The sequence below is a fragment of the Halorientalis salina genome (assembly GCF_005049285.1).
Taxonomy (GTDB): Archaea; Halobacteriota; Halobacteria; order Halobacteriales; family Haloarculaceae; genus Halorientalis; species Halorientalis salina.
The window spans coordinates 1-25,492 of record NZ_SOSC01000006.1 but is presented as its reverse complement, the minus strand read 5'-3'; the positions used below and the strand labels follow the sequence as shown (position 1 = coordinate 25,492).

General features: G+C 63.9%; 21 protein-coding genes, 2 tRNA genes, 2 rRNA genes and 1 pseudogene. 20 read left to right on the top strand and 6 right to left on the bottom strand.

The annotated features are described in order from the left end of the window. The first annotated feature begins 38 nt into the window (after window positions 1–38). From E2481_RS12060 to E2481_RS12045, 4 genes are all read left to right on the top strand, one after another. The gene (locus tag E2481_RS12060; RefSeq protein WP_136717402.1) at window positions 39–671 is read left to right on the top strand and encodes a DedA family protein; all 633 of its coding nucleotides are present in this window, start codon (window positions 39–41) and stop codon (window positions 669–671) included. 71 nt (window positions 672–742) lie between these two features. Next, complete coding sequence (locus E2481_RS12055) at window positions 743–1,408, top strand: helix-turn-helix domain-containing protein (protein WP_136717401.1); 666 nt, start codon at window positions 743–745, stop codon at window positions 1,406–1,408. 121 nt (window positions 1,409–1,529) lie between these two features. After that, window positions 1,530–1,904, top strand: a complete 375-nt coding sequence (locus tag E2481_RS12050; protein ID WP_136717400.1) for a winged helix-turn-helix domain-containing protein — start codon at window positions 1,530–1,532, stop codon at window positions 1,902–1,904. Beyond that, complete coding sequence (locus E2481_RS12045; RefSeq protein ID WP_136717399.1) at window positions 1,901–2,233, top strand: HalOD1 output domain-containing protein; 333 nt, start codon at window positions 1,901–1,903, stop codon at window positions 2,231–2,233. The genes E2481_RS12050 and E2481_RS12045 overlap by 4 nt, the downstream gene beginning before the upstream one ends. Window positions 2,234–2,251: 18 nt before the next feature. Here the strand turns inward: E2481_RS12045 and E2481_RS12040 are convergent, their stop codons facing one another. Together E2481_RS12040 and E2481_RS12035 are read right to left on the bottom strand one after the other, a co-directional pair. Further along, window positions 2,252–3,775 carry a hypothetical protein gene (locus E2481_RS12040; protein ID WP_136717398.1) on the bottom strand — a complete coding sequence of 508 codons (1,524 nt, stop codon included), beginning with the start codon at window positions 3,773–3,775 and terminating at the stop codon, window positions 2,252–2,254. A 104-nt stretch (window positions 3,776–3,879) separates the two neighbouring features. Further along, a complete protein-coding gene (locus tag E2481_RS12035) occupies window positions 3,880–6,078 on the bottom strand; it encodes a heterodisulfide reductase-related iron-sulfur binding cluster (protein WP_136717397.1) in 2,199 nt (732 codons plus the stop codon). A gap of 163 nt (window positions 6,079–6,241) precedes the next feature. Between E2481_RS12035 and E2481_RS12030 the strand changes: the two genes are divergently transcribed. From E2481_RS12030 to ilvA, 4 genes are all read left to right on the top strand, one after another. Beyond that, window positions 6,242–6,847: a conditioned medium-induced protein 4 gene (locus tag E2481_RS12030; RefSeq protein WP_136717396.1), complete on the top strand. Its 606-nt coding sequence runs from the start codon at window positions 6,242–6,244 to the stop codon at window positions 6,845–6,847. 236 nt (window positions 6,848–7,083) lie between these two features. After that, window positions 7,084–7,731 carry a CRISPR-associated protein Cas4 gene (locus tag E2481_RS12025; RefSeq protein ID WP_136717395.1) on the top strand — a complete coding sequence of 216 codons (648 nt, stop codon included), beginning with the start codon at window positions 7,084–7,086 and terminating at the stop codon, window positions 7,729–7,731. Between the two features lie 39 nt (window positions 7,732–7,770). Continuing rightward, window positions 7,771–8,160 carry a gamma-glutamylcyclotransferase family protein gene (locus tag E2481_RS12020; protein ID WP_136717394.1) on the top strand — a complete coding sequence of 130 codons (390 nt, stop codon included), beginning with the start codon at window positions 7,771–7,773 and terminating at the stop codon, window positions 8,158–8,160. A 209-nt stretch (window positions 8,161–8,369) separates the two neighbouring features. Next, on the top strand, window positions 8,370–9,581 hold the full coding sequence (ilvA, locus tag E2481_RS12015; protein WP_136717393.1) for a threonine ammonia-lyase: 1,212 nt from the start codon (window positions 8,370–8,372) through the stop codon (window positions 9,579–9,581). A gap of 14 nt (window positions 9,582–9,595) precedes the next feature. Here the strand turns inward: ilvA and E2481_RS12010 are convergent, their stop codons facing one another. Both E2481_RS12010 and E2481_RS12005 read right to left on the bottom strand, forming a co-directional pair. Continuing rightward, entirely contained in the window at window positions 9,596–10,561 is a 966-nt protein-coding gene (locus E2481_RS12010) for a patatin-like phospholipase family protein (RefSeq protein WP_136717392.1), read from the bottom strand. Next, on the bottom strand, window positions 10,554–11,411 hold the full coding sequence (locus E2481_RS12005; RefSeq protein ID WP_136717391.1) for an SDR family NAD(P)-dependent oxidoreductase: 858 nt from the start codon (window positions 11,409–11,411) through the stop codon (window positions 10,554–10,556). Before E2481_RS12005 ends, E2481_RS12010 begins: the two co-directional genes overlap by 8 nt. A gap of 120 nt (window positions 11,412–11,531) precedes the next feature. On the opposite strand from E2481_RS12005, the gene E2481_RS12000 reads away from it, so the two are divergent. The 8 genes and pseudogenes from E2481_RS12000 (at window position 11,532) to pheT (ending at window position 19,952) form a co-directional block, all read left to right on the top strand. Next, complete coding sequence (locus E2481_RS12000; protein ID WP_136717390.1) at window positions 11,532–11,909, top strand: Rid family detoxifying hydrolase; 378 nt, start codon at window positions 11,532–11,534, stop codon at window positions 11,907–11,909. Further along, complete coding sequence (locus tag E2481_RS11995; protein WP_136717389.1) at window positions 11,909–12,112, top strand: hypothetical protein; 204 nt, start codon at window positions 11,909–11,911, stop codon at window positions 12,110–12,112. Before E2481_RS12000 ends, E2481_RS11995 begins: the two co-directional genes overlap by 1 nt. Before the next feature lie 27 nt (window positions 12,113–12,139). After that, window positions 12,140–12,221 (top strand) — tRNA-Ser (locus tag E2481_RS11990). Between the two features lie 75 nt (window positions 12,222–12,296). Beyond that, a pseudogene (locus E2481_RS11985) lies at window positions 12,297–13,546 on the top strand (RNA-guided endonuclease InsQ/TnpB family protein). Window positions 13,547–13,708: 162 nt separating this feature from the next. Then, entirely contained in the window at window positions 13,709–14,533 is an 825-nt protein-coding gene (locus E2481_RS11980; RefSeq protein WP_136717388.1) for a DUF6159 family protein, read from the top strand. 269 nt (window positions 14,534–14,802) lie between these two features. Further along, entirely contained in the window at window positions 14,803–16,461 is a 1,659-nt protein-coding gene (gene thsB, locus E2481_RS11975) for a thermosome subunit beta (RefSeq protein ID WP_136717555.1), read from the top strand. A 267-nt stretch (window positions 16,462–16,728) separates the two neighbouring features. Further along, complete coding sequence (pheS, locus tag E2481_RS11970) at window positions 16,729–18,240, top strand: phenylalanine--tRNA ligase subunit alpha (RefSeq protein ID WP_136717387.1); 1,512 nt, start codon at window positions 16,729–16,731, stop codon at window positions 18,238–18,240. Beyond that, on the top strand, window positions 18,240–19,952 hold the full coding sequence (gene pheT / locus E2481_RS11965) for a phenylalanine--tRNA ligase subunit beta (protein WP_136717386.1): 1,713 nt from the start codon (window positions 18,240–18,242) through the stop codon (window positions 19,950–19,952). Before pheS ends, pheT begins: the two co-directional genes overlap by 1 nt. 211 nt (window positions 19,953–20,163) lie before the next feature. Here the strand turns inward: pheT and E2481_RS11960 are convergent, their stop codons facing one another. Together E2481_RS11960 and E2481_RS11955 are read right to left on the bottom strand one after the other, a co-directional pair. Next, window positions 20,164–21,219 carry a quinone-dependent dihydroorotate dehydrogenase gene (locus tag E2481_RS11960; protein ID WP_136717385.1) on the bottom strand — a complete coding sequence of 352 codons (1,056 nt, stop codon included), beginning with the start codon at window positions 21,217–21,219 and terminating at the stop codon, window positions 20,164–20,166. A gap of 51 nt (window positions 21,220–21,270) precedes the next feature. Beyond that, window positions 21,271–21,468: a hypothetical protein gene (locus E2481_RS11955; protein WP_136717384.1), complete on the bottom strand. Its 198-nt coding sequence runs from the start codon at window positions 21,466–21,468 to the stop codon at window positions 21,271–21,273. A 270-nt stretch (window positions 21,469–21,738) separates the two neighbouring features. On the opposite strand from E2481_RS11955, the gene E2481_RS11950 reads away from it, so the two are divergent. From E2481_RS11950 to E2481_RS19010, 4 genes are all read left to right on the top strand, one after another. Continuing rightward, window positions 21,739–22,050, top strand: a complete 312-nt coding sequence (locus E2481_RS11950) for a non-histone chromosomal MC1 family protein (protein WP_136717383.1) — start codon at window positions 21,739–21,741, stop codon at window positions 22,048–22,050. 832 nt (window positions 22,051–22,882) lie between these two features. Then, window positions 22,883–24,353: ribosomal RNA gene (locus tag E2481_RS11945) — 16S ribosomal RNA — on the top strand. Window positions 24,354–24,491: 138 nt separating this feature from the next. Next, window positions 24,492–24,563: transfer RNA gene (locus E2481_RS11940), tRNA-Ala, on the top strand. A gap of 269 nt (window positions 24,564–24,832) precedes the next feature. Next, window positions 24,833–25,492 (top strand): 23S ribosomal RNA (locus E2481_RS19010); the annotation flags it as partial.

Below are 25,492 nucleotides of genomic sequence, written 5' to 3'. Positions count from 1 at the left end.
ACAAGACATTTGGTCGTCGTCGGCGACACACGAATCAAATGGCGTCGGAGGTCTCGACCGGCGGTCCGATCCGGCGGTTCCTGTCGGACTACGGTCCGTTTCTCCTGGCGGGTCTCGCGCTGGTACTGGCCGGGGCCGGCATCGCGCTGGCGATGATCGGCGACGCCGCGGCGACCCAGCGCTGGCTCGACCGGTACGGCCTCGCCGCCCTGTTTTTCATCCTCGTCCTCGAAGGCGCGATGTTGCTGTACTTCGCCCCCAGCGAGAGTCTCATCCCCATCACGGTGCTGTTCGTGATGGATTCGGTGCCGGGCTACGTCGCGGCCATCCTCGTTGCCGTGGTCGGCGCGACCATCGGTCAGTTCTGTCTGTTCCAACTGGCAAAGCGGGGCGGTCGGGAGTACCTCCTCCAGAAGCCGTGGTTCCGGGTCAGCGAGGACGCCCTGGACCGGTTCGACGGCTGGTTCGACCGCTGGGGTCGGATCGTCGTCCCGGCCAGCAACGCCCTGCTTTTCACCCGCGGGATGGTGACGGTTCCCGCCGGCCTGGCGGAGATGCGCGACTGGGAGTTCCTCGCCCTCTCGGCGCTGGGCACGCTAATTTTCCAGACGTGGCTCGCTCTCGCCGCGCTGTACTTCGTCGAGTACCTGCCCGACTCCGTGCCGATCTAGGCCAGCAGTTCGCATCGAATCGCTTGCAATCCGGCTACGAACTATTTCGACCGTCGCGCCGTACGGTTCCTATGAGTGTCATCGCCGAGTTCACCATCGAGGCCGAGGAGTTCCTCCTGGGGAAACTCGTCGCGGCCCATCCCACGCTGACCGTCGAACTGGAGCGGGTCGTCCCGGCGGCCAAACGCGTCATGCCGTACGTGTGGGGCTACGGTGATGGTCTCGCGGAGTTCGAGGATCACCTCTCCTCGGCCGAGAGCGTCCGGACGTTCGAGGTGCTGGACCGTCTGGACGAAAGCGCACTCTACAAGATCCAGTGGGAGGAGCCCGCCGAGCAACTCGTCACCGGCATCGCCGAAACGGACGCGACGATCCTCAGGGCCCGCGGGACCGACGCCTGGACGTTCCGCATCCGCTTCGAGACACACGAGGGCATGTCCGAGTTCCACGAGTTCTGTCGCGAGCACGGCATCACGTATCAACTCTCCCGCGTGTACGCGCTGCCCGACCCCGTCGTCGGGAACCCCTACGGGCTGACGGACGCCCAGTACGAGACGCTGTCCACGGCCGTCGAACGCGGCTACTTCGAGGTTCCCCGCGAGGTCACGTTCGCCGAACTCGCCGAGGACCTCGGCATCTCCGAACAGGCCGTCTCCGAACGCGTCCGGCGGGGCGCGAACACGGTGCTCACGCGAACCCTCCTCGACGAGAGGCAACGCGCGAGCAACGGCCGATGAAACGCCAACGAAACGTGACACTACTCGTTACAGGAGCGCTTTCAGGTCCGATTCTCGGACGGATTAAACGCCATGACTGCTCAGGCAATCGAATCATTGGTGTGCCGTCCACAACTCCCGTATGGAGTCATCAGCCAGCGACCGGCCAACTGACGAGCGAACGACGAAAGACGCCGTCTTCGAGGCGCTGTCCGACAGCACTCGCCGCCGCGTGCTTCGGGCGCTCGATGCCAGCGGCGGATCGGAGACGGTCTCGGGGCTCGCCCGGCAGCTCACGATCCTCGGGTCGGACGACGAACCGGCCCGTCTCACCGCCGAGCAGACGCTTGTCTCCCTTCTCCACGTTCATCTCCCGAAGCTCCGGGCTGCGGGTCTGATCGACTGGGACGACGACGCCGTGACCCTCTCGGAGCACGCGACGGTACTGCCCCTCTCCCGACCGCTCGAAGGCGGGTTGCTCTCCGAGTCCTTCACCGGCCGATACAGTCGGGTGTGAGCGACCCTCTGTCGACCGTCGAATACGACCCGCGGGCTCGCGACGTGTCACGCGTCGCGGTGGTCCGTGCCATCGCCGACGAACTCGCCGTCCCGGGCGACATCGAACGTACACTTCAGGCCGTCGTCGACACGAACGCTCTCAACCACCTGTTCTCGCCGATGGCCGACGGAACCCGAAGAACGCCCGGTGACGCCGCCGTTCGATTTCGCTGCTGTGACTGTGACGTGGTCGCCCACAGTGACGGGTCCCTGATACCTGGACCGGGACCGGCCGGAAACGGGTCCGCGAGTGGGCGTCAAAACGGGACCCCCTCGTCCGATGGGTAACCGGCTGCCGAACGCGCTTCAGAGATACCCGAACAGGGGCATCCCGAGGCCGACGATCCAGCCGACGATGCCGACCAGCAGGAGGCCGCCGCCCCGCTCGTCGATGCGGGTCGCGCCGGCGGCGATCAACCCCAGCGCGACCGACAGCGCGATCCGGTGGAGCGCGAGCTGGACCGGGACCGAGGTGATGCCGAGCCCGCCGAAGTCGACGACGAACGCCCAGCCGAGGCCGGCCACGGTAAAGCCGAGCGCCGGCAACGCGTCGAGCGGCGGGCCGAGCCAGCGGGCGACCCGCTGGAGGCGCTCGAAGCGCGAGGTCGCACCGAACGGCTGGGCGAACACGAACGCCACGATCGGGAGGCCGACGGCGATGGCCGGATAGAGGACGACGATGTACGTTCGCGGGTCCAACTCGGGCTGGACCGACTCCAGGACGATGCCCGCGCTCCTGACACCCAGGTACTGGCCCGCCAACACCCCCGCGAGGACGAACCCGCGGACGTTCTGGCGCACCCAGCTGAGGACGAGCCGGCCGTCCCGCTGTAGCTCCCTGCGCGTCTCCCGCGTGAACAGGCCGAGCACGAGCGCGACCGCCAGCCCCGGCGCGAGGACGATCTCCGAGAGCCAGCCGTCGTTCCAGCCCCCGTTGACGCCGTAGTACTCCCGTCGCACGTCAGTCACGTACGGCTGTTCGAGGAAGTCCGATTCGAGCGCGTGCCGCGAGTTCCGGATGTCGGTCACCGTGTGGCGCAGCCGGAACCAGTCCCAGTACTCCTGGTGGATCTGGATCGCCGTCCACTCCGACCGCGGCACCGTGTACGCCCGGATGTGGTACCGGCTCCCGAAGTAGTCGCCGGCGTGGACCTGATAGCTCTCGTCGAGCCAGACGGCCTCGCCGCCACGGGGCCGCGCGTCGATGTAGGAGTACCGCGTCGAGCCGTGGGCGTCGTTCCAGTCGATCGCCGCCTCGTCGACCGCGAGGGACAACACCCTGGTCCTGTTGGTCCGCTCCGTGCCGTTGGTCGCGTTCGACTCGTTGGCCGTCGCCGTCCCGACGGGCGTCTCGGTCCCGTTTGCCGTCCCGACGAGCGTCTCGGTCCCGGTCGGCGTCCCGACCGGCGAGTCGGTCCCCGTCACTGTCCCGTTCGACCCGTCGTCTTCCACGGTCGGCCCCCCAACCGAGTCGTTCGCCTGTACGTCCGGTCCGACGGACTCGTTGGCCGCTCGCCTCGTGCTGTTGTTCGCGACGGTTTCGGTCAGCTCCCAGTTCAGCGTCGTCTGCTCGGTCAGCACCGTTCTGACGCGTTCGTCGTCGCCGTGAATGATGAGGTTGATCGCTAGCGTCCGCCCCGACGTGGACTTGTGCCGGGAGGTGTACGGCCAGAGGTAGCTCCCGTTCTCGACCGGCTGGACCAACTTGGCGTCGCTCATGTCGCGTTTCTCGGTCGGGGTCGACGTCGGCTGTCCGAGACCCCCCGCGATCACGTAACTGATGCTGAGGACGACTAACCCGACCACGATGAGTTGGCGACGACTGACCACTGTGTGCTGCGGTGTTTGTCTCGGGACGTATATGTATTTGCCGTGGTGGGTTCTTGATCGGTGGCGACCGAACTCCTCGGCGCAAAAAAACGGACCCTTAGGGGTCAGTCGTCGGCGGGCGCGGCGTCGCTGCTGGCGCTCGTTCCGGCCGTCACGCCCTTCGACTCGACGGCTTCGACGAGCAGTTCGGCCACGTCGACGATCTCGATGTCGTCCTCGTAGCCGCCGGTCTTGCGGCCGTCCTCGTACATCGTCATGCACATCGGGCAGGCGACGACGAACTTCTCGACGGCGTTGCCGGCCTCGGTGTCCTGGAGTGCCTCGCGGAGGCGCTCCTCGCTGGGTTTCTCTTCCTCTTCGAGTTCCATCCAGAGGCCGCCGCCGCCACCGCCACAACAGTAGGAGTTGTCGCGGTTGCGCGGCATCTCGTGGAGGTCACACCCGGTGGCGCGGACGAGTTCGCGCGGCGCCTCGTACTCGTCGTTGTACCGGCCCAGGTGACACGGGTCGTGGTAGGTGACCGTGTAGTCGAGTTCGGTGCCGTTCAGACCGAGCGTGCCGTTCTCGACCATCTCCTCGACGGCCTGGGTCCAGTGGTAGATCTCGATCTCGCCGTCCTCGTTCCACTGCCCCTCGTACTCGAAGGGCATCATCGGGTCGTCGGCGAACTCGTCGAAGTCGACCTCTGGGTACTCGTTTTTGAACGTGTTGTAGGAGTGTGGGTCCGTACAGACGATCTTCTCGAACTCACAGTCCTCGAACGTCTCGACGTGGTGGCCCGCCAGTTCGACGTAGAGGAACTCCTCGCCGAGCCGCCGGATGTCGTTGCCGTCGTACTTCTCGTCGTCGAAGAGGATGCCGAAGCTCACGTCGGCCTCCTCGAACAGTTTCGCGAGCGAGCGTGCGACCTTCTTGTTCCGGTCGTCGTAACTCGGGTAGTCGCCGACGTACCAGAGGTACTCGACTTCCTCCTCGCGGGCGTCCGTGACGTCGAACTCCAGATCGTCGGCCCAGTCGCCGCGGTTGCGCTGGGAGTCGCCGAAGGTGTTGCCCTTCTGCATGAGGTTCTGGAAGACGTCCTGGACGCTGGGCTGGAGTTCGCCCTCGTCGGTGAGCTGGCGGTTCAGCCGGGTGAACGTCTTGAGGTGCTCGATCTCGACCGGACAGGCGTCCATGCAGGCCATGCAGGCCATGCAGGACTCCATCGTCTCGGCCTGGATGACCGCGTCGTCGCCGCTGCCGACGATCTCGGACTCGTCGCCGCCGGACTCGACGTGCTCGCGGTAGTTCTTCAGGTCGAGGATGACGTCTCGCGGCGAGAGGTTACGCCCGGAGTTGTTGGCCGGACAGGCCGAGGTACACCGACCGCACTTGGTACAGGCGTCCTGGTCGAGTTTCTCCTTCCAGGAGAAGTCGTCGATGGATTCAGCACCGGTGTCGGCGTCCAGGTCTGCCGGGATGCCGGGCAGGCGCTTGCCGGCCTTCTCGTCCCGTGCGACGACGTTCGCAAAGGAGGAGATCATGTGGAACGGCTTGGCGTAGGGGACGGCCGCGATGAAGACGAACGCCAGCAGTGCGTGGGACCACCAGGAGATGGGATAGAGGAACAGCGCCATGTCCGCGTCCATCCCGACGACGGTGAACACGTCGGCGACGAACCAGCCGACGAAACTCACCGTCTCGAAGTCCGGGAACTCCATCGCGACGATGCGGATGCCCTCCTGGACGAAGCCGCCGACGCCCAGCAGGAACAAAGACCAGATGAACAGGTCGTCTTCGAGGCTACTGTTCGGGCCGCGCAGGCGCTCTTTCCGGATGGCGTAGCGTCGGTAGAGCGCGATGCCGATGCCCACCACGAACAGCAGGCCCATGAAGTCCATCACTAGCGAGTACGACAGGTAGAAGTCACCGTGGAAGACCGAGTAACTCTGGCCGGTCAGGAGCTTCCCGCCTTTCTCGAGGAAGTCCATGTCGATCGCCAGAATGGTCGTCCCGATGAGCAGGGTGAGAAAGCCCCACATGATAAAGGAGTGCATCAGGCCGCCGACCAGGTCGCGGTCGAACTGTTTCTCGTTCGTCCCGACGATCTTCGCGGCGCTGACGATCCGCCCACCGAGGTTGTCCATCCGCTCGAACCAGTCCTCGCTGCCGTCCGTATAGCGGTTGAACCGCTGATAGACGCCCCACAGGAACACTGCGACGGTGACCGCTGCGAGGTAATAGAAGATTACCTCGCCAGTGTGCCCGATCCGCCACATCGTGGGACGCGTGATCGGTTCCCCCGCCTGCAACGGGAATGCCATATTTTATCACCGTGGTCGCTCCGCGCTTAAGTCTTGCCAACCAGTACCCCTCCATCGCGGAGAAACGGCAAACGAGTTGTTCCTCTGGCGGATACCGGTCGCATCCCCGTTACCGCGTTCGGCAATAGGTTTAAATAGCCACACCCACCCTTTGACGGTCACCATGGACGAGAAGACGGAGGAACTCCGGGACATCTTCGTGGACGTCACGGACGAGGAAACTGTGACCGAGGCCCAGGCCGACGACCGGGGATCGCTCGCCGACGCCGACGAGGCCGACGTGCCCGAACGCCTCGTCGCCGTCATCGATCGTATGCGCGACCGCTACGAGTTCGACACCGACCTGGACGAGGACACCCTCCAGCAGGTCGTTCAGGGTTTTTACGACGGGGACGACGACGAGACCATCGCTGCCGCGGTCGACGCCGATCCCGCTACCGTGTTCCGCGCCCGTATGGACCTGCATCTCCTCCGCGACGCCGATACCGACTTCCCGTTCGACCTCGCCGATCTCCGCGACCAGCGCGACGACGACGCTCCGGACGTGCCCGATCTCGCCGAGCGACTCGACTCCGACCCCGCGACCGTCGCTCGCGCCCTGCGCGTCGCGAACGCCCAGGCCCGCAGCCGCCGGGTCAGCCACCGCTTCCGGAGCGAGTTCGAGGACGCCATCCCCGACGCCGCCCTGTCGCTCACGCTCACCGAGTCCGCCAGGGAGGACGGCCTCGAGGAGGCCGCCGAGGACATCGAGACGGACACTAAATTCTGACACCACTTTTTTACTGCGGGGGGTCGCCGGCGGCGACCCCCCGAAGCAAAAACCTGTTCCCGCGAGCATGCGAGCGGGTGCTTGTCAGAGCTTGCTCTGACAGTGGACTAAAAACCGCTCGGCGCTCACTCCGTTCGCGCCGAGTGAACCGCCGCCTCCGGCGGCGGATGCTTGTGGTCCCCCCGCCTCCGCTCCCGCCCGTACCTTCAAATACCAGTCCGGGACCAGCCCCGGCCATGCACTCCTTCCGGGACGTGGAGACGGCCGCGTACTGCCCGCGAAAGCTCTACTACCGACGTCGCTCGGGACCGCCCGACGTTCCCGACGAGGTGGCCGCCTGCCGTAGCCTCGCCTTCGAGTACGAACGCCTGCTCGACAGCGACGCCGACCTGCTCGCGGCCCCCATCGAGGCCTCCCCCACGCAGTTCCGGTCCAGGCTCGGGGCGACGAAAGCTCGACTGGACTGCTGGGAGTCGCTGGTCGACCCGCCCGAACGCGAGCGGCTGCTCGAAGGTCGAGAGTGTCGCGGAGTCGCCCACAAGATCATCGAGGACCCGCTGGCCCCCTCGCTGGTCTTCTCGGGACAGCCGCCGGACCAGGGGGTCTGGGAACCCCAGTCGGTCCGGCTGGTCGCCGCCGCGAAAGCCCTCGCCTGGGAGCGCGAGACGCCCGTCGAGCGCGCCTTCGCCGAGTACCCGGCCCACGGCGTCGTCCGCGACGTGTCCCTGACCACGCGGCGGAAGGCGGCCTACCGCAAGGCCGTCCGGACCGCCGACGCCGTCGACGGGCCGCCAGCGAGAATCGACAACGACGCCAAGTGCGCCCCGTGCGAGTTCCGCGAGCAGTGTGGCGTCCGGACGCGCTCGCTGCGCTCGTTGCTCTGAACCCCGGCGCTGATACGACCCGTCCGCGTACGCGCGGGCATGGACGTCTTCGTTTACGGGACTCTGGCCGACCCCGAGCAGGCCGATCAGTTCCTCTACTCGTTCGAGTACGTCGGGGATGTCGTTCTCTCCGGACTCCATCGCGTCGCGGGCACGTATCCGACCCTCGCACCCGGCGGGTCCGTCGAGGGACGGCTCCTTCGGACGACGGACGTCGAGATGCTGGACCGTTACGAGGGCGTCGACCGCGGCTTGTACGTCCGGGTGTCTGTCCCCCTCGAAACCGACGCGGCCGACGACTGCGCGGCCGTCTACGTCGGCGACCCCGACCCGCTCGGCGCGCCGGCCGACTGGCCCGGCACCGGGTCCTTCGCCGACCGCGTCCGCGCGTGTCTCGACGCGAACGATGTGCGTGTCGTCCCCGGGTAAGGGGCTCGGTAATTTATATACAATGACACCCGTCAGTCCACCGTCTGACACAGGTCATATCCGCTCTTCTTCTGGTGGTTTTGTCTGACGTATGTCTCCCGGGCGTTTATATACCTCCGGTGTCCCAATCGGAATGCGGTCACACGCTCCCCTTTCCGCTCCTGGTCCATCTCACCAACACATAACACCGAGCAGCGGGAAGCCCGTGCATGCTCGAACTCGCCGACGTCCTGGCCGCACAGGACCGGGTCGCCGAAACCGCTCGGCACACGCCGCTCGACTACTCACATACTTTCTCGTCGATGTCGGGGGCGGAGGTCCACCTGAAACTGGAGACGTTCCAGCGGACGGGGTCGTTCAAGATTCGCGGTGCGACCAACCGCATCGCGACCCTCTCGGAGGCAGAACGCGAGGCCGGCGTCGTCACCGCCAGTGCTGGCAACCACGCCCAGGGCGTCGCGCTGGCGGCGACCCGCACCGGCGTCGACTCGAAAATCGTCATGCCCGAGGGCGCACCGGTCTCGAAGGTCAAAGCCACCCGCAACTACGGGGCCGAGGTCGTCCTCCACGGGACTGACTACAGCGAGGCCGCCGACCGCGCCCACGAGATCGAACGCGAGGAGGGACGGACCTACGTCCACGCCTTCGACGACTGGGCGGTGATGGCCGGCCAGGGCACTATCGGACTGGAGATCGTCGAGGACCTGCCGGAAGTCGACACCGTCGTCTGTGCGATCGGCGGCGGTGGACTCATCAGCGGCGTCGCTACCGCGATCAAAGGCAAGAACCCCGACACACGGGTCGTCGGTGTCCAGGCCGAAGGCGCATCCAGCGTCGCCGAGTCGCTCGACAAGGGGGAGATCGTCGAGCGCGAGGGAGTCAACACCATCGCCGACGGGATCGCCACCCGGCGGGTCGGCGACAAACCCTTCGAGGTCATACAGGATCGCGTCGACGAGGTGGTGACGGTCTCCGATTCGGAGATCGCCGTCGCCGTGACGAAGCTCCTCGAACGCTCGAAGACGCTGGTCGAAGGGGCCGGGGCAGTGCCCCTGGCGGCCGTGCTGGAGGAGAAGTTCGACTACGACGACGGCGAGGTGATCGTCCCGGGGCTCTGCGGGGGGAACATCGACCTCAACGTCCTCTCGACGGTCGTCCTGCGCGGGCTCATCGAAACCGGCCGGTACCTCCGGCTTCGGACGGTGCTGAAGGACCGCCCCGGCGCGCTCGAAGACCTTACCGAGGTCATCTCCGAGCACCGGGCGAACATCTACGCGATCCGCCACGACCGCACGTCCCGCAACGTGGCGATGAACGACGCCGAGGTCGAACTGGACCTGGAGACGCGGGGTCACGAGCACGCCGCGGACTTGCTCGACGCGCTCGAAGCCAACGGCTACGAGACGGACGTCTTGGTGTAGAACGTCGACTCGGGCTACCGCTCGGCGAGAAACGCTTCGGCGCGCTCCCGGCCCTGTTCGAGCAACTCGTCGATAAAGGACGGACTCCGATCGAGTTTCGAGGCGTACGCGAAGTCCCCGTTCAACTGGATTCGCCGGATCTCGGTGTGTCTGTACTCGTCTCCTGGGAGATGTCCCTCCGCGAGGAGTTCGTTCATCTGCTCGGTGAAGCGGAGTTCCTGGTTGAGCGAGAGGTTCCCCGCGAGTTCGTTGCGCCGGTCGATGATCTCCCGGCGGGTCTGCGGTTCGCCATCGACCGTCTGGGGATTGATCTGGACGACCCACAGCTCGTCGGGCTTCCGGCCGACCGGGACGTGAAAGAGGTCGCGGATGGGCGGGTTCTGCGAGAACAGGCCGTCCCAGTGGTAATCCCCGTCTATCTCGACGGCCTCGAACAGTTCGGGGACCGCCGCCGAGGCCAGCACCGACTCGACGGTGACCGACTCGTTGGTGAACGTGTCGAACTCGCCGGCAGTGATGTCGACGGTGCCGACGACGAGTTCGGGCGTCCCGTCGGTGGCCAGTTCCGGCACCGCGTCGAAGTCGACGTGCGCCTCCAGCGTGTCGCGCAGTTGTTGTTTACCCAGTTCGGACAGGCCGTGCTGGTACGGGCTGACGGCCGGCGTCGGGACGCCCATCGATTCGAAGGCGGTCCCCCAGACCATCCAGTTGTTGGTCGCCCGCTCGACCGGCGAACTCGCGGTAATGTCCGACCAGAGGGCTTCCAGCAGGTCCGGCGCGGACTCCCCGTCGGCGAGCACGCCGTACCAGCCGGTGACTGCCGAGAACGCACCTCCCGACGTGCCGCTGAGGCCGACGAGCGTGTCGTCGCTGCGGTCGATCGCCGGGAGCAGCCGGGACAGAACGCCCGCCGTGAACGCGGTGTGGCTGCCGCCGCCCTGACAGGCGATGGCGATGTTGTCGCCCGACTGATCACTCATACGTGGTCAGGTGACCACCGTCCCACGTAAGGTCACCGCCATCGAGATGGCGGCCGTGCTGGGAAAAGCCCAGGGTAAAGAGGTTCGCCACGTCGACCGGCTCCATCATCTCCTTGACCTGTGATTCTCCGAGCATCACGTCCTCGACGACTTCCTGTTCGCTGATCCCCCGCTCCTCGGCGGTATCGGGGATCTGGTCGGTGACCAGCGGGGTCTTCACGTAGCCCGTCGAGATCGTGAAGGCCCGCAGCGTTCCATCGCCCTCTGCGGCGATGGACTGGGTGAGCCCCCGGAGGCCGAACTTCGAGGTGATGTAGCCCGCCTTGTCCTGGGTCGCGGTGTGGCCGTGGATCGAACACATGTTCCCGATAGCGCCGACCCCGTCGTCGGTGTCGCGGATGTGTGGCATCACCAGTTTCGAGACGAGGAACGGCGCACGGAGCATCACGTCGTGCATCAGGTCGTACTTCTCCATGGGGAACTCCGGCAGCGGCGAGATGTGCTGGAGGCCCGCGATGTTGGCCGCGTACCGTACCGCCCCTTCCTCGGCCGCCTCGTCGACGATGCGGCGCACGTCCTCGTCGTCGGTCAGGTCGCCCTCGATCTCGACGATCTCGCCGGGAACGTCCAGCTCCGCCGCTTTCTCGCTGGTTCCTGCCAGCCCCTCCGCATCGATATCCGTCGCAGCCACCGTGAGGCCGTTCTGTGCGAGCGCCACGGCCGTCGCCCGACCGATCCCGGACCCGGCACCCGTCACCAGCGCCACGCTGTCCGTCGTGAAGTGGTCGTCGTCGATCGTGAGTATTCGGTCCGTCGTCAGTTCCGGCGGTTCGATGGCGTCGTCAGTCATGGGTACGGCTCAACTCACACCATCGGTCCGGAAAAAGAGGCGGGTGGCGGCAGGACCGTGTTCGGGGTCGGAGTCATCGCCGCCACGGGAACTAAGTCGGTCCCGTCCGCGCGTGAAGGTATGAAACGTATCGTCAGCACCGACGACGCCCCCGCAGCAGTCGGGGCCTACAGTCAGGCGACCGAGACCGACGACATGGTGTTTACCGCCGGCCAGATCCCGCTTACCCCCGACGGGGACCTGCTCGACGACGAACCCATCGCAGTCCAGACCGAGCAGGCGCTCGACAACATCGCGGCTGTCCTCGAAGAAGCCGACTCGTCGCTCGACGACGTGCTGAAGGTTACGGTCTTCCTGGCGGACATCGACGACTTCGAGGCGATGAACGACACCTACGCCGACTACTTCCAGACGGACCCGCCCGCCCGGAGCGCCGTCGAGGTGGCGGCCCTGCCCAAAGGCGTCGGCATCGAGATCGAGGCCGTCGCGACGAAGTGATGGGGCCGATCCGGAAGGCGAGTCTCCTCTGGGGATTCGTCGGCGGCCTGTCCTTCCTCGTGCTCCTCCAGGGGTACGAACTGCTTAGTACTCAGCGCGTCGACTGGCTGGTGAAGTTCGGCGTGGCACTGGTCGTCGTCGCCGGCGCGACCGGCCTGTCGTACGCCTATCAACAGCGGGCGAGAAGGAAAGAAAGGCTTTAAACGGCGAACCCGGATAGGTACGACTGGGCCGGGATGGCCGAACGGTAAGGCGCACGCCTGGAAAGCGTGTTCCCTTATGGGATTCAGGGTTCAAATCCCTGTCCCGGCGCTTTTTGCCGGAAAACAATCTGCTAGCTCAGGGCACGGCGAGAGATTAAGTTGCATAACGTAGCCACTGTGTACTGTGTCGTCGGACGATTATCTGCGCCGAACCGTGATTACACGACTGGACGTATCACCGTCTGACGAGAGCCTACTGCGGGAGACGGTATCTGAGTGGAAACGCGGCTGCCAGATCGCTGTCGACAAGTCGTGGGACCAGTACACATCGAAAACCACGGTCCAGCAGATTGCCTACGACGACATCCGCGAGCAAACGGAGTTAGGGAGTCAACACGCAATCCTCGCAAGTCACCAGGCCGCGGAGAACATCAAGACATGTCTTAGCCGCCGGGAAGACGGCAAATCGGTATCGAAGCCGACCTACACCAGTCCAACCGTCACGTATGATCCACGGACGCTGACATTGTTCCGCGAAAAAGAACAGGTGACTCTCACTACTATCGAATCGCGTATTCAAGCTGATTTAGTTCTCCCAGCCGACGAGAACGGGTATCAGTACAAGTACCTCGACGGCGAGGACTGGGAACTGACCGAAAGTACACTTCATTACCGGGACGGGGAGTGGTACCTGCATATTGGGGTTCGCAAACTCGCTCCCGAAACCCAGCAAGCCGAAGAGACTACCGAGAACGGGACGGTTCTCGGGGTCGACCTCGGTGTCAACGAGATTGCCGTCACGAGCACTGCCAGGTTCTTTTCGGCGAGCGAACTCAATCACAAACGTCGGGAATTCGACCGTGTTCATTTCGGTCTTCAGGCGTGTGGGACACGAAACGCTCACCGGACACTTGAGACGGTTACCGGTCGAGAAACCGAGTACGTAAAACACGTCCTCCACAGTGTCTCCAAAGAACTCGTAGCGGAGGCGCTACGGTACGATTGTGCCGGAATCGTGTTTGAGGAACTAGCTGGTATCCGTGAGCGACTCCCCAACGCAGACTGGCACTCCAAGTGGGCCTTCGATGTCTTGCTCACCTACGTTACGTACAAGGCAGAGGCAGCAGGTCTGTTCGTCGAGACAATCCCACCGAACAACACGTCGAAACGATGCCCAGAGTGTGGTTTTGTTGCTGACGACAACCGACCTGAACGCGACGCTTTCGAGTGCCAGCAATGCGGAAACAAGAATCACGCCGACTACAACGCGGCAAAGAACGTTGCAGATGCGTATCTCCGTCGAGAGCAACAGTCTTCTCGGCGGAGGGGCGTCAGTCAATACGCCCTGAAGTCCGGAACAGTGACGCCGAACGGGGTTTTACTCCCTACCCTGATGGGTTTGAGGCAGAGAACATGGACAAGTCTCACCCATAACAAAGCAAACTCCGTGGTGTGAGCGAGCAGGGTGGGGCTGTTGACATCCCAGTCCTGGCGTTTCGACGGCCGTTCTCCCGATTTGATACCCGTCAATACCTGGTGCTCTTTGCGACCACCCAACCCAAAGTTCCTATATGATGCCTCGGTGAAACCTGTGCTATGGGAATCTTTGCCCGCCTGAAGATGGGGTGGAACCTGTCGAAAGACAGCTTCCTGGTCCTCAAGCGACAACCCGAACTGGCCCTCTTCCCGCTGATCAGTGGTATCGCCGGCCTGCTGTACATCGCCCTCCTGTTCGGGGGGTCGTTCGTCGCCGGGCTGTTCGACGCCCAATCGACCGGCTTCGCCGTGCTGTTCCTGTTTTACCTGGGAACGGCCTTTATCGCGGCGTATTTCAACGCTGCGCTGGTCTACAGCGCACGCGAGGCCTTCGAGGGGCGCGAGCCGACGCTCAAATCGGGGTTAGCCGAGGCCTGGAAACACAAGGGTCCGCTGTTCGCCTGGGCGATCATCTCCGCGGTCGTCGGGATGATCATGCGAGCCATCGAACAGCAGGACAACCTCCTGGCCGACGTCGCCGCCCTGCTGTTCAGCGTCGCGTGGTCGATTATCACCTACTTCATCATCCCGGTCATCGTCTTCGAGGACGTGAGCGTCACCGAGATGTTCAAGCGCAGCGGTGAGACGTTCAAGAACACGTGGGGCGAGACGGCTGGTGCCAACTTCGGGGTCGGCCTCGTCTCGCTGCTGTTCGTCGTCGTCGGCATCGTTATCGCCGTCGGCGTGACGTTCCTGCTGTCTTCCGCCGTCGGCTCGGGCGGGTTCGTCGTCGGCGCGGTCATCGGTGCCGTCATCGTCCTCGCGATGTTCCTGTTCGCGTCCGCGCTGGGAGCCATCGCAAAGACCGCGCTGTACGTCTACGCGACCGAAGGCCAGCGACCGTCGGAGTTCGAGAACGTCGACTTCGATCGCGGCGCGAACTGATCGCCCAACCGCTGAATCTCCGGTTTTCGTCGTCGATGGCGCTTTCACGCCGTCGAGACTCCTATATCATTTAAACCCTCGTCCAAGCCGACCGTCTGCTTGGTCGAATCCATGGTACTCGGACACATACCGATTCCGGTAACCGGGTCGCCTGCTGTCGGTTCTACGACTCCACCGGTCGGTCGGGGCCGTTCTCGAAGCGATTCGGGTACGATGGATTTATATAGAAGGGCTTTCAATCTTTCTCCCATATGAGTCAGCAACAGCGAATGCAAGGGCAGCCGATGATCATCATGGGCGACGATGCCCAGCGGATGAAAGACAAGGACGCACAGGAACACAACATCGCGGCGGCCCGCGCAGTCGCCGAGTCGGTACGCTCGACGCTCGGTCCCAAGGGCATGGACAAGATGCTCGTCTCCTCGATGGGGTCGGTCACCGTCACGAACGACGGCGTGACCATCCTCCAGGAGATGGACATCGACAACCCGACGGCCGAGATGATCGTCGAGGTCGCCGAGACACAGGAGGACGAGGCCGGTGACGGGACGACGACCGCCGTCGCCGTCGCGGGCGAACTCCTCAAACAGGCAGAGGACCTCATCGAGCAGGACATCCACCCGACGGCCATCATCAAAGGCTTCGACCTCGCGAGCAAGCAGGCCCAGGAAGAGATCGACGACATCGCCGAGTCCGTCGAGCCCGACGACGAGGAGACGATCCGCAAAGTCGCCGAGACCTCGATGACCGGCAAGGGCGCGGAGCTCAACAAGGAACACCTCTCCCAGCTCATCTACGACGCCGTGCAGGCCGTCACCGTCGAGGCCGAGGACGGCTCGTTCATCTCGGACCTGGAGTTCCTCAACATCGAGACCCAGGAAGGCAGCTCCGCCAGCGAGTCCGAACTCCTCAACGGGTCGATCATCGACAAGGACCCCGTCCACGAGGACATGCCGACCGACTTCGAGGACGCCTCCATCCTGCTGGTCGACCAGCCGATCGAGGTCGAGGAAGCGGAAGCCGACGCGTCCCTCTCGGTCGATTCGCCCGACCAGCTCCAGCAGTTCATCGAGCAGGAAGAACAGCAGCTCCAGGAGAAAGTCGACAAGATCGTCGAGACCGGCGCGGACGTCGTCTTCTGCCAGAAGGGCATCGACGACATGGCCCAGCACTACCTGGCCAAGGAGGGCATCCTCGCCCTGCGCCGCGTCAAGAAATCGGACATGCAGTTCCTCAAGGAGGTCGTCGGCGCGAACATCGTCTCGGACCTCAACGCCGCCTCGGCGGCCGACCTCGGCACCGGCGACATCAGCCGCGACGAGGACGCCGAACTGTTCTACGTCGAGGGCGACGACAGCCACGGCGTGACCCTCCTGCTGCGCGGTTCGACCGAGCACGTCGTCGACGAACTCGAACGCGGCGTCAGTGACGCGCTCGACGTGGTCGCCGCAACGGTCACGGACGGTCGCGTCCTCCCCGGCGGCGGTGCCGTCGAGGTCGAACTCGCCCGTCGGCTGCGCGACTACGCCGACTCCGTCGAGGGTCGCGAACAGCTGGCCGTCGAGTCCTTCGCCGACGCGGTCGAGCTCATCCCGCGCGTGCTCGCCGAGAACGCCGGACTGGACCCGATCGACACGCTGGTCGACCTGCGTGCGGCCCACGACGAGGGCGACACACGCGCCGGCCTGAACGTCTTCTCCGGCGACGTCGAGGACACCCTCGACACCGGCGTCGTCGAACCGGCCCACGCCAAGGAGCAGGCGATCTCCTCGGCCACCGAGGCCGCGAACCTCGTCCTGAAGATCGACGACATCATCGCCGCCGACGACCTCTCGACCGAGGGCGGCGAGGAAGGCGGCCCCGGCGGCCCCGGTGGCGCCCCCGGCGGCATGGGCGGCATGGGCGGCGGCATGGGCGGCATGATGTGAAGCTAAATTTTTGCACTTCTCTCGGGCGCTAACCGCGCCCTCGCTCAGGCAAAAATTTAGTACAAAAATCGCCGCGTCCTCCCGTTCGTCGGACGCGCCGGTCCGCGCGCTCGCGGCTTCGCCGCTCGCGTGCGGGTGCTGTGCTTGCTACACCGCCGACCGCACCGCTCGTCGACTGTCTATTTTCGGCTAAAACTGATTTACAGCTGTCCGTATGAGAACCGTTAACTGGCCGTCCCGCGCTTTCTCGAACAACGACCACTACGCATGAAGCTCCCACAAGCACAGGTCGCGGTGTTGAACGCCGCGAGTGCCGACGAGGAACAGACGACAGAACGCATCGCCGAGGAGATCGACATGGACCCCGCCGCCGTGACGCGGGCGGCCTTCGAACTCGAAGACGAGGGGCTCGTCGAGATCGTCGAACGCACGAGCAACGAGGTGGAACTGACCGAGGAGGCCGAGACCTACCTCGACGAGCGGCTGCCGGAACTCCGGCTGTACGAGGCCGCGGTCTCGATCGGTGCCGACGACGAGTCGGTCCAGCTCGGCCAGGTCATCGGCGAGGCCGGGCTCGAGGGTGAGGCCGTCGACATCGCGCTCTCGAACTACGCTCGGAAGGGGTACGGGACGATCGACAGCGGCGAGATCGAGGCGAACCCCGACGCCGACCCCGACGATGACGGCGAAGCGGCCGCACTCGACGCCATCGACGAGGGGAACGTCGCCTACCAGAGCGACCTCGCGCTCGAAGACCTGGAGAAACGGGGGCTCGTCGACCGCTCGGCGACGACCGTCCGCTCGATTCTGCTGACCGACGAGGGCGTCACCGCGCTCATGGAGGGCGTCGAAGCGGCCGAAACGGTCGGCCAGGTCACGTCGGATCTCATCACTAGCGGGGAGTGGGACGACGTCGAGTTCGCCGAGTACAACGTCGAGGCCGACGCCGAGGACCTCACGCCGGGGAAGACCCACGTCCTCCGACAGATGTCCGAGCGCGTCAAGGACGTGCTCGTGGGGATGGGGTTCCAGGAGATGCAGGGGCCGACCGTCGACGCGGACTTCTGGATCAACGACTGCCTGTTCATGCCCCAGGACCATCCTGCTCGAAATCACTGGGACCGGTTCGCGCTGGACAATCCGGAACAAATCGACGAGTTGCCCGAGGACCTGGTCGACGCCGTCGAGTCCGCCCACCGCGAGGGCGTCGGCGCGGACGGCGAGGGCTACCACTCCCCGTGGGACCTGGACTTCGCGAAGGCGCTCGCGCTCCGGGGTCACACCACGTCGCTCACCGCGCGGCACCTCTCGGGCGAGGCGATGGGCGAGCTGGAGCCGCCCAAGCGCTTCTTCTCCATCGAGAAGGCCTACCGGAACGACACGCTCGACGCGACCCACCTGCTTGAGTTCTTCCAGATCGAGGGCTGGGTGATGGCCGAGGACCTCTCCGTGCGGGACCTGATGGGCACCTTCACCGAATTCTACGAGCAGTTCGGGATCACGGACATCGAGTTCAAACCCCACTACAACCCCTACACGGAACCCAGCTTCGAGCTGTTCGGTCGGCATCCCGAGACGGGCGAGATGATCGAGATCGGCAACTCCGGCATCTTCCGGCCGGAGATGCTCGAACCGCTCGGCGTCGACTGTGACGTGATGGCCTGGGGGCTGGCCCTCGAACGGCTCATGATGCTGGTCACCGGGGCCGAGGACATCCGGGACGTCCACGGCACGCTGCTCGACATCGACTACCTGCGAAGCGAGGAGGCGATCTACTGATGCCAACAGTCGAAGTAGACCCCGACGAACTGCGCCGGTTGACCGGCCACGACGAGAAAGACGACGAACAGCTCAAGGAGGACCTCTTCGGTCTGGGCCTCGAATTCGAGGGCGAGACCGACGACGGCGAGTTCGAGTTGGAGTTCGCGCCCGACCGCCTCGACCGCCTCTCTGTCGAGGGCGTCGCCCGCTCGCTGCGGTATCACTACGGCGACGACCGGGGCGTCTACGTCCCGAACACGAACGACGCGGACTGGGCCATCCGCGTCGAGGACGTGCCCGACGAACGCCCCTACGTGACCGGCGCGGTCGTTCGCGGGCTGGACATGGACGAGGGGGCCCTGGAGTCGCTCATCCAGGTCCAGGAGAAACTCCACGCGACGATGGGCCGTCAGCGCGCGAAAGGGGCCATCGGCGTCCACGACCTGACGATGCTCAAAGGCGACTCGCTGGAGGACGACGAGCGGGCCAAGTCGGTGACCTACACCGGGATCGACCCCGAGGGCGACACGATGGTGCCGCTGGAGGGCGACGCGGAGATGACGCTCGCCGAGGTCCTCGACGACCACCACATCGGCCAGGAGTACGCCGACCTCGTGACCGAGTACGACACCTACCCCGCCATCTACGACGAGATCGGACTGTTCTCGTTCCCGCCGGTGGTCAACGGTCGCCGGACGGAGGTCTCGGCCGAGTCCCGGGACCTGTTCATCGAGATGACTGGTACTGATCAGTGGACCATCGACAAGATGCTGAACATCGTCTGTTACGCGCTCGACGCCCGGGGCGGGAAAGTCGAGGACGTTCGCGTGGTCTACGAGGACCGCGAACTCGTGCGGCCAAACTTCGAGACGAAGACCAAGACCGTCGACCACGGCGACATCGAGACGACGCTCGGCATCGACCTAGATCCCGAGACCGTCGTCGACCTCGTCGAACGCGCCGGGATGAACGCCGCGACCGAGGAGACCGACGACACCGTCACCTACGAGGTCGAGGTGCCGCCGTACCGGACGGACGTCCTCCATCCCGTCGACCTCGTCGACGACGTGGGCCGGGCCTACGGGTTCAACGAGCTCGAACCGCGCTACCCCGACGTGTCGACGGTCGGCGGCCGGCACGAGCGCTCCCGGCTGGAACGCGCGGCCAGGGAGACGCTGGTGGGTCTGGGCTTCGAGGACCTACTGAACTTCTATCTCATCGACGAGGAGCAGAACTACGAGCGGCTCGGGATCGAACAGGACAGCGACGTCGTGGGTGGCGGCGAGGCCGTCACCATTCAGGAACCGTACAGCGAGGACTTCACGATGGTCCGCTCGTGGGCGCTCCCCTCGATCATGATGGTTCTGGAGAACAACACGCACCGCGCGTATCCCCAGGACTTAGCCGAGATCGGCCTGGCGGTCGAGGTCGACGAGAGCGAGAACACGAACGTCGCCGAACATCGGACCGTCGCCGCCGCGCTGTGTCACGACGGGGCGTCCTACGAGGACGCCAAAGCGCGACTCCAGGCCGTCGCCGACGCTTTCGACAAGGAGCTGGAAACGCCGCCGACGGAGCATCCGACCTTCATTTCCGGTCGAACCGCCAGCGTCGTTCTCGACGGCGAGGACGTGGGCGTCATCGGTGAGGTCCATCCCGAGGTCATCGTCGAACACGACCTGGAACTGCCCGTGGCGGCATTCGAGTTCCGTCTGGATGCACTCGAGTAGCTGAACCGCGAGCGAACGCAGTGAGCGAGCGGCCTTTTTGGTCCAGATTTTTCGAGGAGGGGTTCGGAGCGAAGCGACGAACCCGACGAAGAAAAAGGTGGGCTGGTTGCGGCGTTCGAGTTCCGACTGGACGCTCTCAACTACTCAGTCCCGAATTGTCGGGGCGGACGGGCGGCGTTTTTTACGGGTTTTCGCGAAGAACGTGGAGCCGTCAGTCCAGATCGACGCCGACCGCGTCCGCGACGGAGTCGAACCCGTCCCGATCCAGCAGTTCGAGGAGGCCCCGGTTGATGTCCCGGGCGATCGAGGGCCCGTGGTAGATGAGGGCCGTGTAGAGTTGCACCACGCTCGCGCCCGCGCGGATCTTCCGGTAGGCCGACTCCGCACTGGAGACGCCGCCGACGCCGACGACGGGCACGTCGGTCCGCTTGGCGACGAACCGGACCATCTCCGTCGCCCGGTGTTCGATCGGTTTCCCGGAGAGTCCGCCTTTCTCGGCGCGGTTCGGACTGCGGAGCGACGCCGGCCTGTCCGTCGTCGTGTTCGTCGCGACCACGCCGTCGAGGTCGAGTTCGTCGACCAACTCCAGGGCGTCCTCGACGGCCGGGTCCGGCAGGTCCGGCGAGAGTTTCACCAGCAGTGGAGACGCCCCGGCGTCGACCAGTTCGCCGAGGATGGCTTCCATCGAGTCGCGGTTCTGCAACTCGCGAAAGCCCTCCGAGTTCGGACAGGAGACGTTGACGACGAAGAAATCCCCGCCCTCGGCGACCTGTTCGTAGGTCTCGCGGTAGTCGGCGGGGGCGTCCTCGCCCGCGACGCGTTCGGTCTTGGCGATGTTGACGCCGACCGGCACGTCGACATCGGTGTCGGCCAACCGTCGCCCGATCTCGGCCGCGCCGTCGTTGTTCAGCCCCATCCGATTGATGATGCCGTCGTCCTCGCGGAGACGGAACATCCGTGGCCGCGGATTCCCGCCCTGTGGCTCGGCGGTGACGCCCCCGACCTCGACGTGGCCGAACCCGAGCGCTGCGAGCGCGCCGGGCACCTCGGCGTTCTTGTCGAACCCCGCGGCGACGCCGACGGGATTGGAAAACGACTGGCCGAAGGCGTCGACGCCGAGCCGGTCGTCGTCGACCGCGTACCGGCGAGCGAGCAGTTCCGTCACGGGCGTCCCGTCGGCGAGTGCGAGCATTCCGTGGCCGAACCCGTGGGCTGTCTCGGGGGGCAGGCGGAACAACAGCGGCTTGGCGAGGTCGTAGACACTCACTGTTCGGGCTCCTGGTGGTCGGCTCTCGAAGAATGCGTTCGGGTGGACACGTTAGAACTCGTGTTCCACGTCCTCCGGGTCCGCCTTCTGAATGATGATCTTGTTGTCGCGAACCCGTACGAACACCTCGTCTCCGATTTCCATGCCCGCGACGGCCAGTTCGTCCTCGTGCAGGTTGATGTGGACGTTGTGGTACTCGCCATCATCGTCTTTGGCACCACTCGGACTCAGCTTCTTTTTTCGCACCATCGCGCTATCGTACGTCGTGGTTCGCCGTAGGATATACTTAAGCTTACCGTGCGACCCGTGCCTCGATATCCGCTCTCCGTCTCTGGGCTCCCCGCCGTGACCACTCGAAACTGCGGGCGAGCGACGAACCAGTACTCTGTCCCCCGGTTTCGACCTGAACTATCGAGTGGTTCACATTCTCTTATATAAATGTATCGCCAGACGGCGGGCCGATCGGGGGGTATATTTATGGTGGGTCATGTGCTGAATTGACATGGAGAGGTGAAAACCATGGCACGTGACGAAGATAAGCGCAACTTCGCGCTTCGAAAAGAGAGTGGTGACGAGTCGAGTGTCTTCTCCGGTGGCACGCCCCGGCAGGCGGCACTCAAGGCAGCCCGGCGGCTCGACCCCGCAGACAGCGAGTCGGCGGCTGACCGGACGAAAATACGGCTTCGAGAGAAAGGGACCCACAAGATCCACATCTACGAGGGCTGGGCCTGGGAAGAGGAGGCACCCGACGACAAGCCCGACTGGATGCCGAACGAAATCACCAAAGGTAACGTGGAGAAACAGGGCGTCGAACACTTAGAAGAGATCTAGTTCGGATCGTCTGTCTGGGATTCTTTTGCGCCCACGTGTGAAGACACAACTACGTCACCAGAACCGACGGGACGGTCGCACGACTGCGTGGCTCCGGGTGTGTCCATCCCGACTTCGGGCCGGATCCAAACCGACAGTATAACTCGGTGCCGCGTGAACGTTCGACCGCGTGGACAGCACCCGGCCCGACCGCACGTGCCATGCGCGGGATGAACTGCCGGTCTCCTCCCACGTGACATCTTCCGGACGACCAGTGGCCAGCAAACGGCGAATTATAAGAAATCACTCACATACTAAAACAGATAATTCAGCAACCGCGCGTGAGCGCTCCCCATGTGATTTCGTTACGGTGGCGCTCCGGTTCGACGGTCTTAAGTGAATCACCCCTCTCTGTTGAGTTACGAAGGCGGCGTGGTGGGATCGACCCGTTCACCCGCAGTCTGCATCGGTGCCCTTAAGTACGAACGAGGGTTCCGACAGAACACACACGGCCGCACCGGATGCCGATTCCGGCTGCGACCGATCCGACGCCCTTAAGTGATCAAGGGCGCTCGGAATGATTGCAGACACGGCCCGGCCGGGGCCGAAATCGCCCGGCCAACGGATCGATGAACTTCGATGGGTTTATAGCCCATCGTGGTCTACATTCGGATCCGTAGTAAATGAGGATTCCACCCCTGCGGTCCGCCGTACAGATGGGATCTGATGTTAGCCCTGGCAGTTCGGTGACACTCGGTCGGTCCGTGTGTCGTCGAACTACGTGAACCTTCGATAGCGGAACACTCTCATTCGAGAGTATTCCCGCCAGCCCCCCTGGCCTTGTGCCAGGGACATTCCGGTTGATCCTGCCGGAGGCCATTGCTATCGGAGTCCGATTTAGCCATGCTAGTCGCACGGGTTTAGACCCGTGGCAGATAGCTCAGTAACACGTGGCCAAACTGCCCTATGGATCGTGATAACCTCGGGAAACTGAGGCTAATCGCGAATACAGCACCCATGTTTGAACACAGGGTGCTAGAAACGCTCCGGCGCCATAGGATGTGGCTGCGGCCGATTAGGTAGACGGTGGGGTAATGGCCCACCGTGCCGATAATCGGTATGGGTTGTGAGAGCAAGAACCCAGAGACGGTATCTGAGACAAGATACCGGGCCCTACGGGGCGCAGCAGGCGCGAAACCTTTACACTGCACGACAGTGCGATAGGGGGACTCCGAGTGCGAGGGCATATAGTCCTCGCTTTTCTGTACCGTAAGGTGGTACAGGAACAAGTGCTGGGCAAGACCGGTGCCAGCCGCCGCGGTAATACCGGCAGCACCAGTGATGGCCGCTTTTATTGGGCCTAAAGCGTTCGTAGCCGGCCACTCAAGTTCGTCGGGAAATCTGCCCGCTTAACGGGCAGGCGTCCGGCGAAAACTGAGTGGCTTGGGGCCGGGAGATCCAAGGGGTACGTCCGGGGTAGGAGTGAAATCCCGTAATCCTGGACGGACCACCGATGGCGAAAGCACCTTGGAAAAACGGACCCGACGGTGAGGAACGAAAGCTAGGGTCTCGAACCGGATTAGATACCCGGGTAGTCCTAGCTGTAAACGATGCTCGCTAGGTGTGGCGCAGGCTACGAGCCTGCGCTGTGCCGTAGGGAAGCCGAGAAGCGAGCCGCCTGGGAAGTACGTCCGCAAGGATGAAACTTAAAGGAATTGGCGGGGGAGCACTACAACCGGAGGAGCCTGCGGTTTAATTGGACTCAACGCCGGACATCTCACCAGCACCGACAGTGTGCAGTGAAGGTCAGGTTGATGACCTTACTGGAGCCACTGAGAGGAGGTGCATGGCCGCCGTCAGCTCGTACCGTGAGGCGTCCTGTTAAGTCAGGCAACGAGCGAGACCCGCATCCCTAGTTGCCAGCAACACCCTGCGGTGGTTGGGTACACTAGGGAGACTGCCAGTGCCAAACTGGAGGAAGGAACGGGCAACGGTAGGTCAGTATGCCCCGAATGTGCTGGGCAACACGCGGGCTACAATGGCCGGGACAGTGGGAAGCCACCCCGAGAGGGGGCGCTAATCTCTAACCCCGGTCGTAGTTCGGATTGCGGACTGAAACTCGTCCGCATGAAGCTGGATTCGGTAGTAATCGCGTGTCAGAAGCGCGCGGTGAATACGTCCCTGCTCCTTGCACACACCGCCCGTCAAAGCACCCGAGTGAGGTCCGGATGAGGCCATCATGCGATGGTCGAATCTGGGCTTCGCAAGGGGGCTTAAGTCGTAACAAGGTAGCCGTAGGGGAATCTGCGGCTGGATCACCTCCTAACGTACGGGACTGGGGTTCGCCCCAGCCCACAAGTCCTGTCTTCGGACAGGCACACGGTGACTTTCACGTTTCGACACACTCGAACCGACCGAGCACCTATGAACTGCCAGGGCTAACATTGTCGGCGGAACCGCACGGGCCCATAGCTCAGTGGTAGAGTGCCTCCTTTGCAAGGAGGATGCCCAGGGTTCGAATCCCTGTGGGTCCATACCCCGTGCCTGCTCCGAACCGTGTCCCTTAAGTGGGAGACGGCGCTCGGATCGGGTACGGAGAACCGATGCACCACCCCGTGTGAACGCGGGTGGGAAGGGTTGATGCACGGCCGGCTGTCACCGGGCGTGCGGATGAGACTGTGTGTACGTGCGATCCAGGCGTCCACTGGACTCGTGTGCAGTTACATCGAGTCTTCAACGACGTCGACTCGGAATTATATCCGAGTCACTACAACACGACCCGGACCTAGTCCGGGTCACCATATCAGATTGGCTACTATGCCAGCTGGTGGATAGCTCGGCTCAGGTGCCGACGAAGGACGTGCCAAGCTGCGATAAGCCATGGGGAGCCGCACGGAGGCTAAGAACCATGGATCTCCGAATAGGAATCCTCTTCGCAATTGCTTTGCGCAATGGGGAACGTCCCAAATTGAAACATCTCAGTAGGGACAGGAAAAGAAAACGAATGTGATGTCGTTAGTAACCGCGAGTGAACGCGACGCAGCCCAAACCGAAGCGCTTACGCGCAATGTGGTGTTTGGACTGGCTCTCATCACCGGATCGTCTTCACGAAGTCTCCTGGAACGGAGCGTGAAACAGGGTGACAACCCCGTAATGAAGACCAGTACGGTGTGCGTCAGCTCCGGAGTATCGGGGGTTGGAAATCCCTCGTGAACATGGCAGGCATCGACTGCCAAGGCTAAATACTACCTGAGACCGATAGTGAACAAGTAGCGTGAGCGAACGCTGAAAAGCACCCTCAGAAGGGAGGTGCAATAGGGCTTGAAATCAGTTGGTGATGGAGCGACGGGGCATACAAGGTCCCGTAACAAACGACCGAGGAGCGATCCTCCAGTAGGGGTTACGGGAAGCCGATGTTCCGTCGTACGTTTTGAAAAACGAACCAGGGAGTGTACTTGTTTGG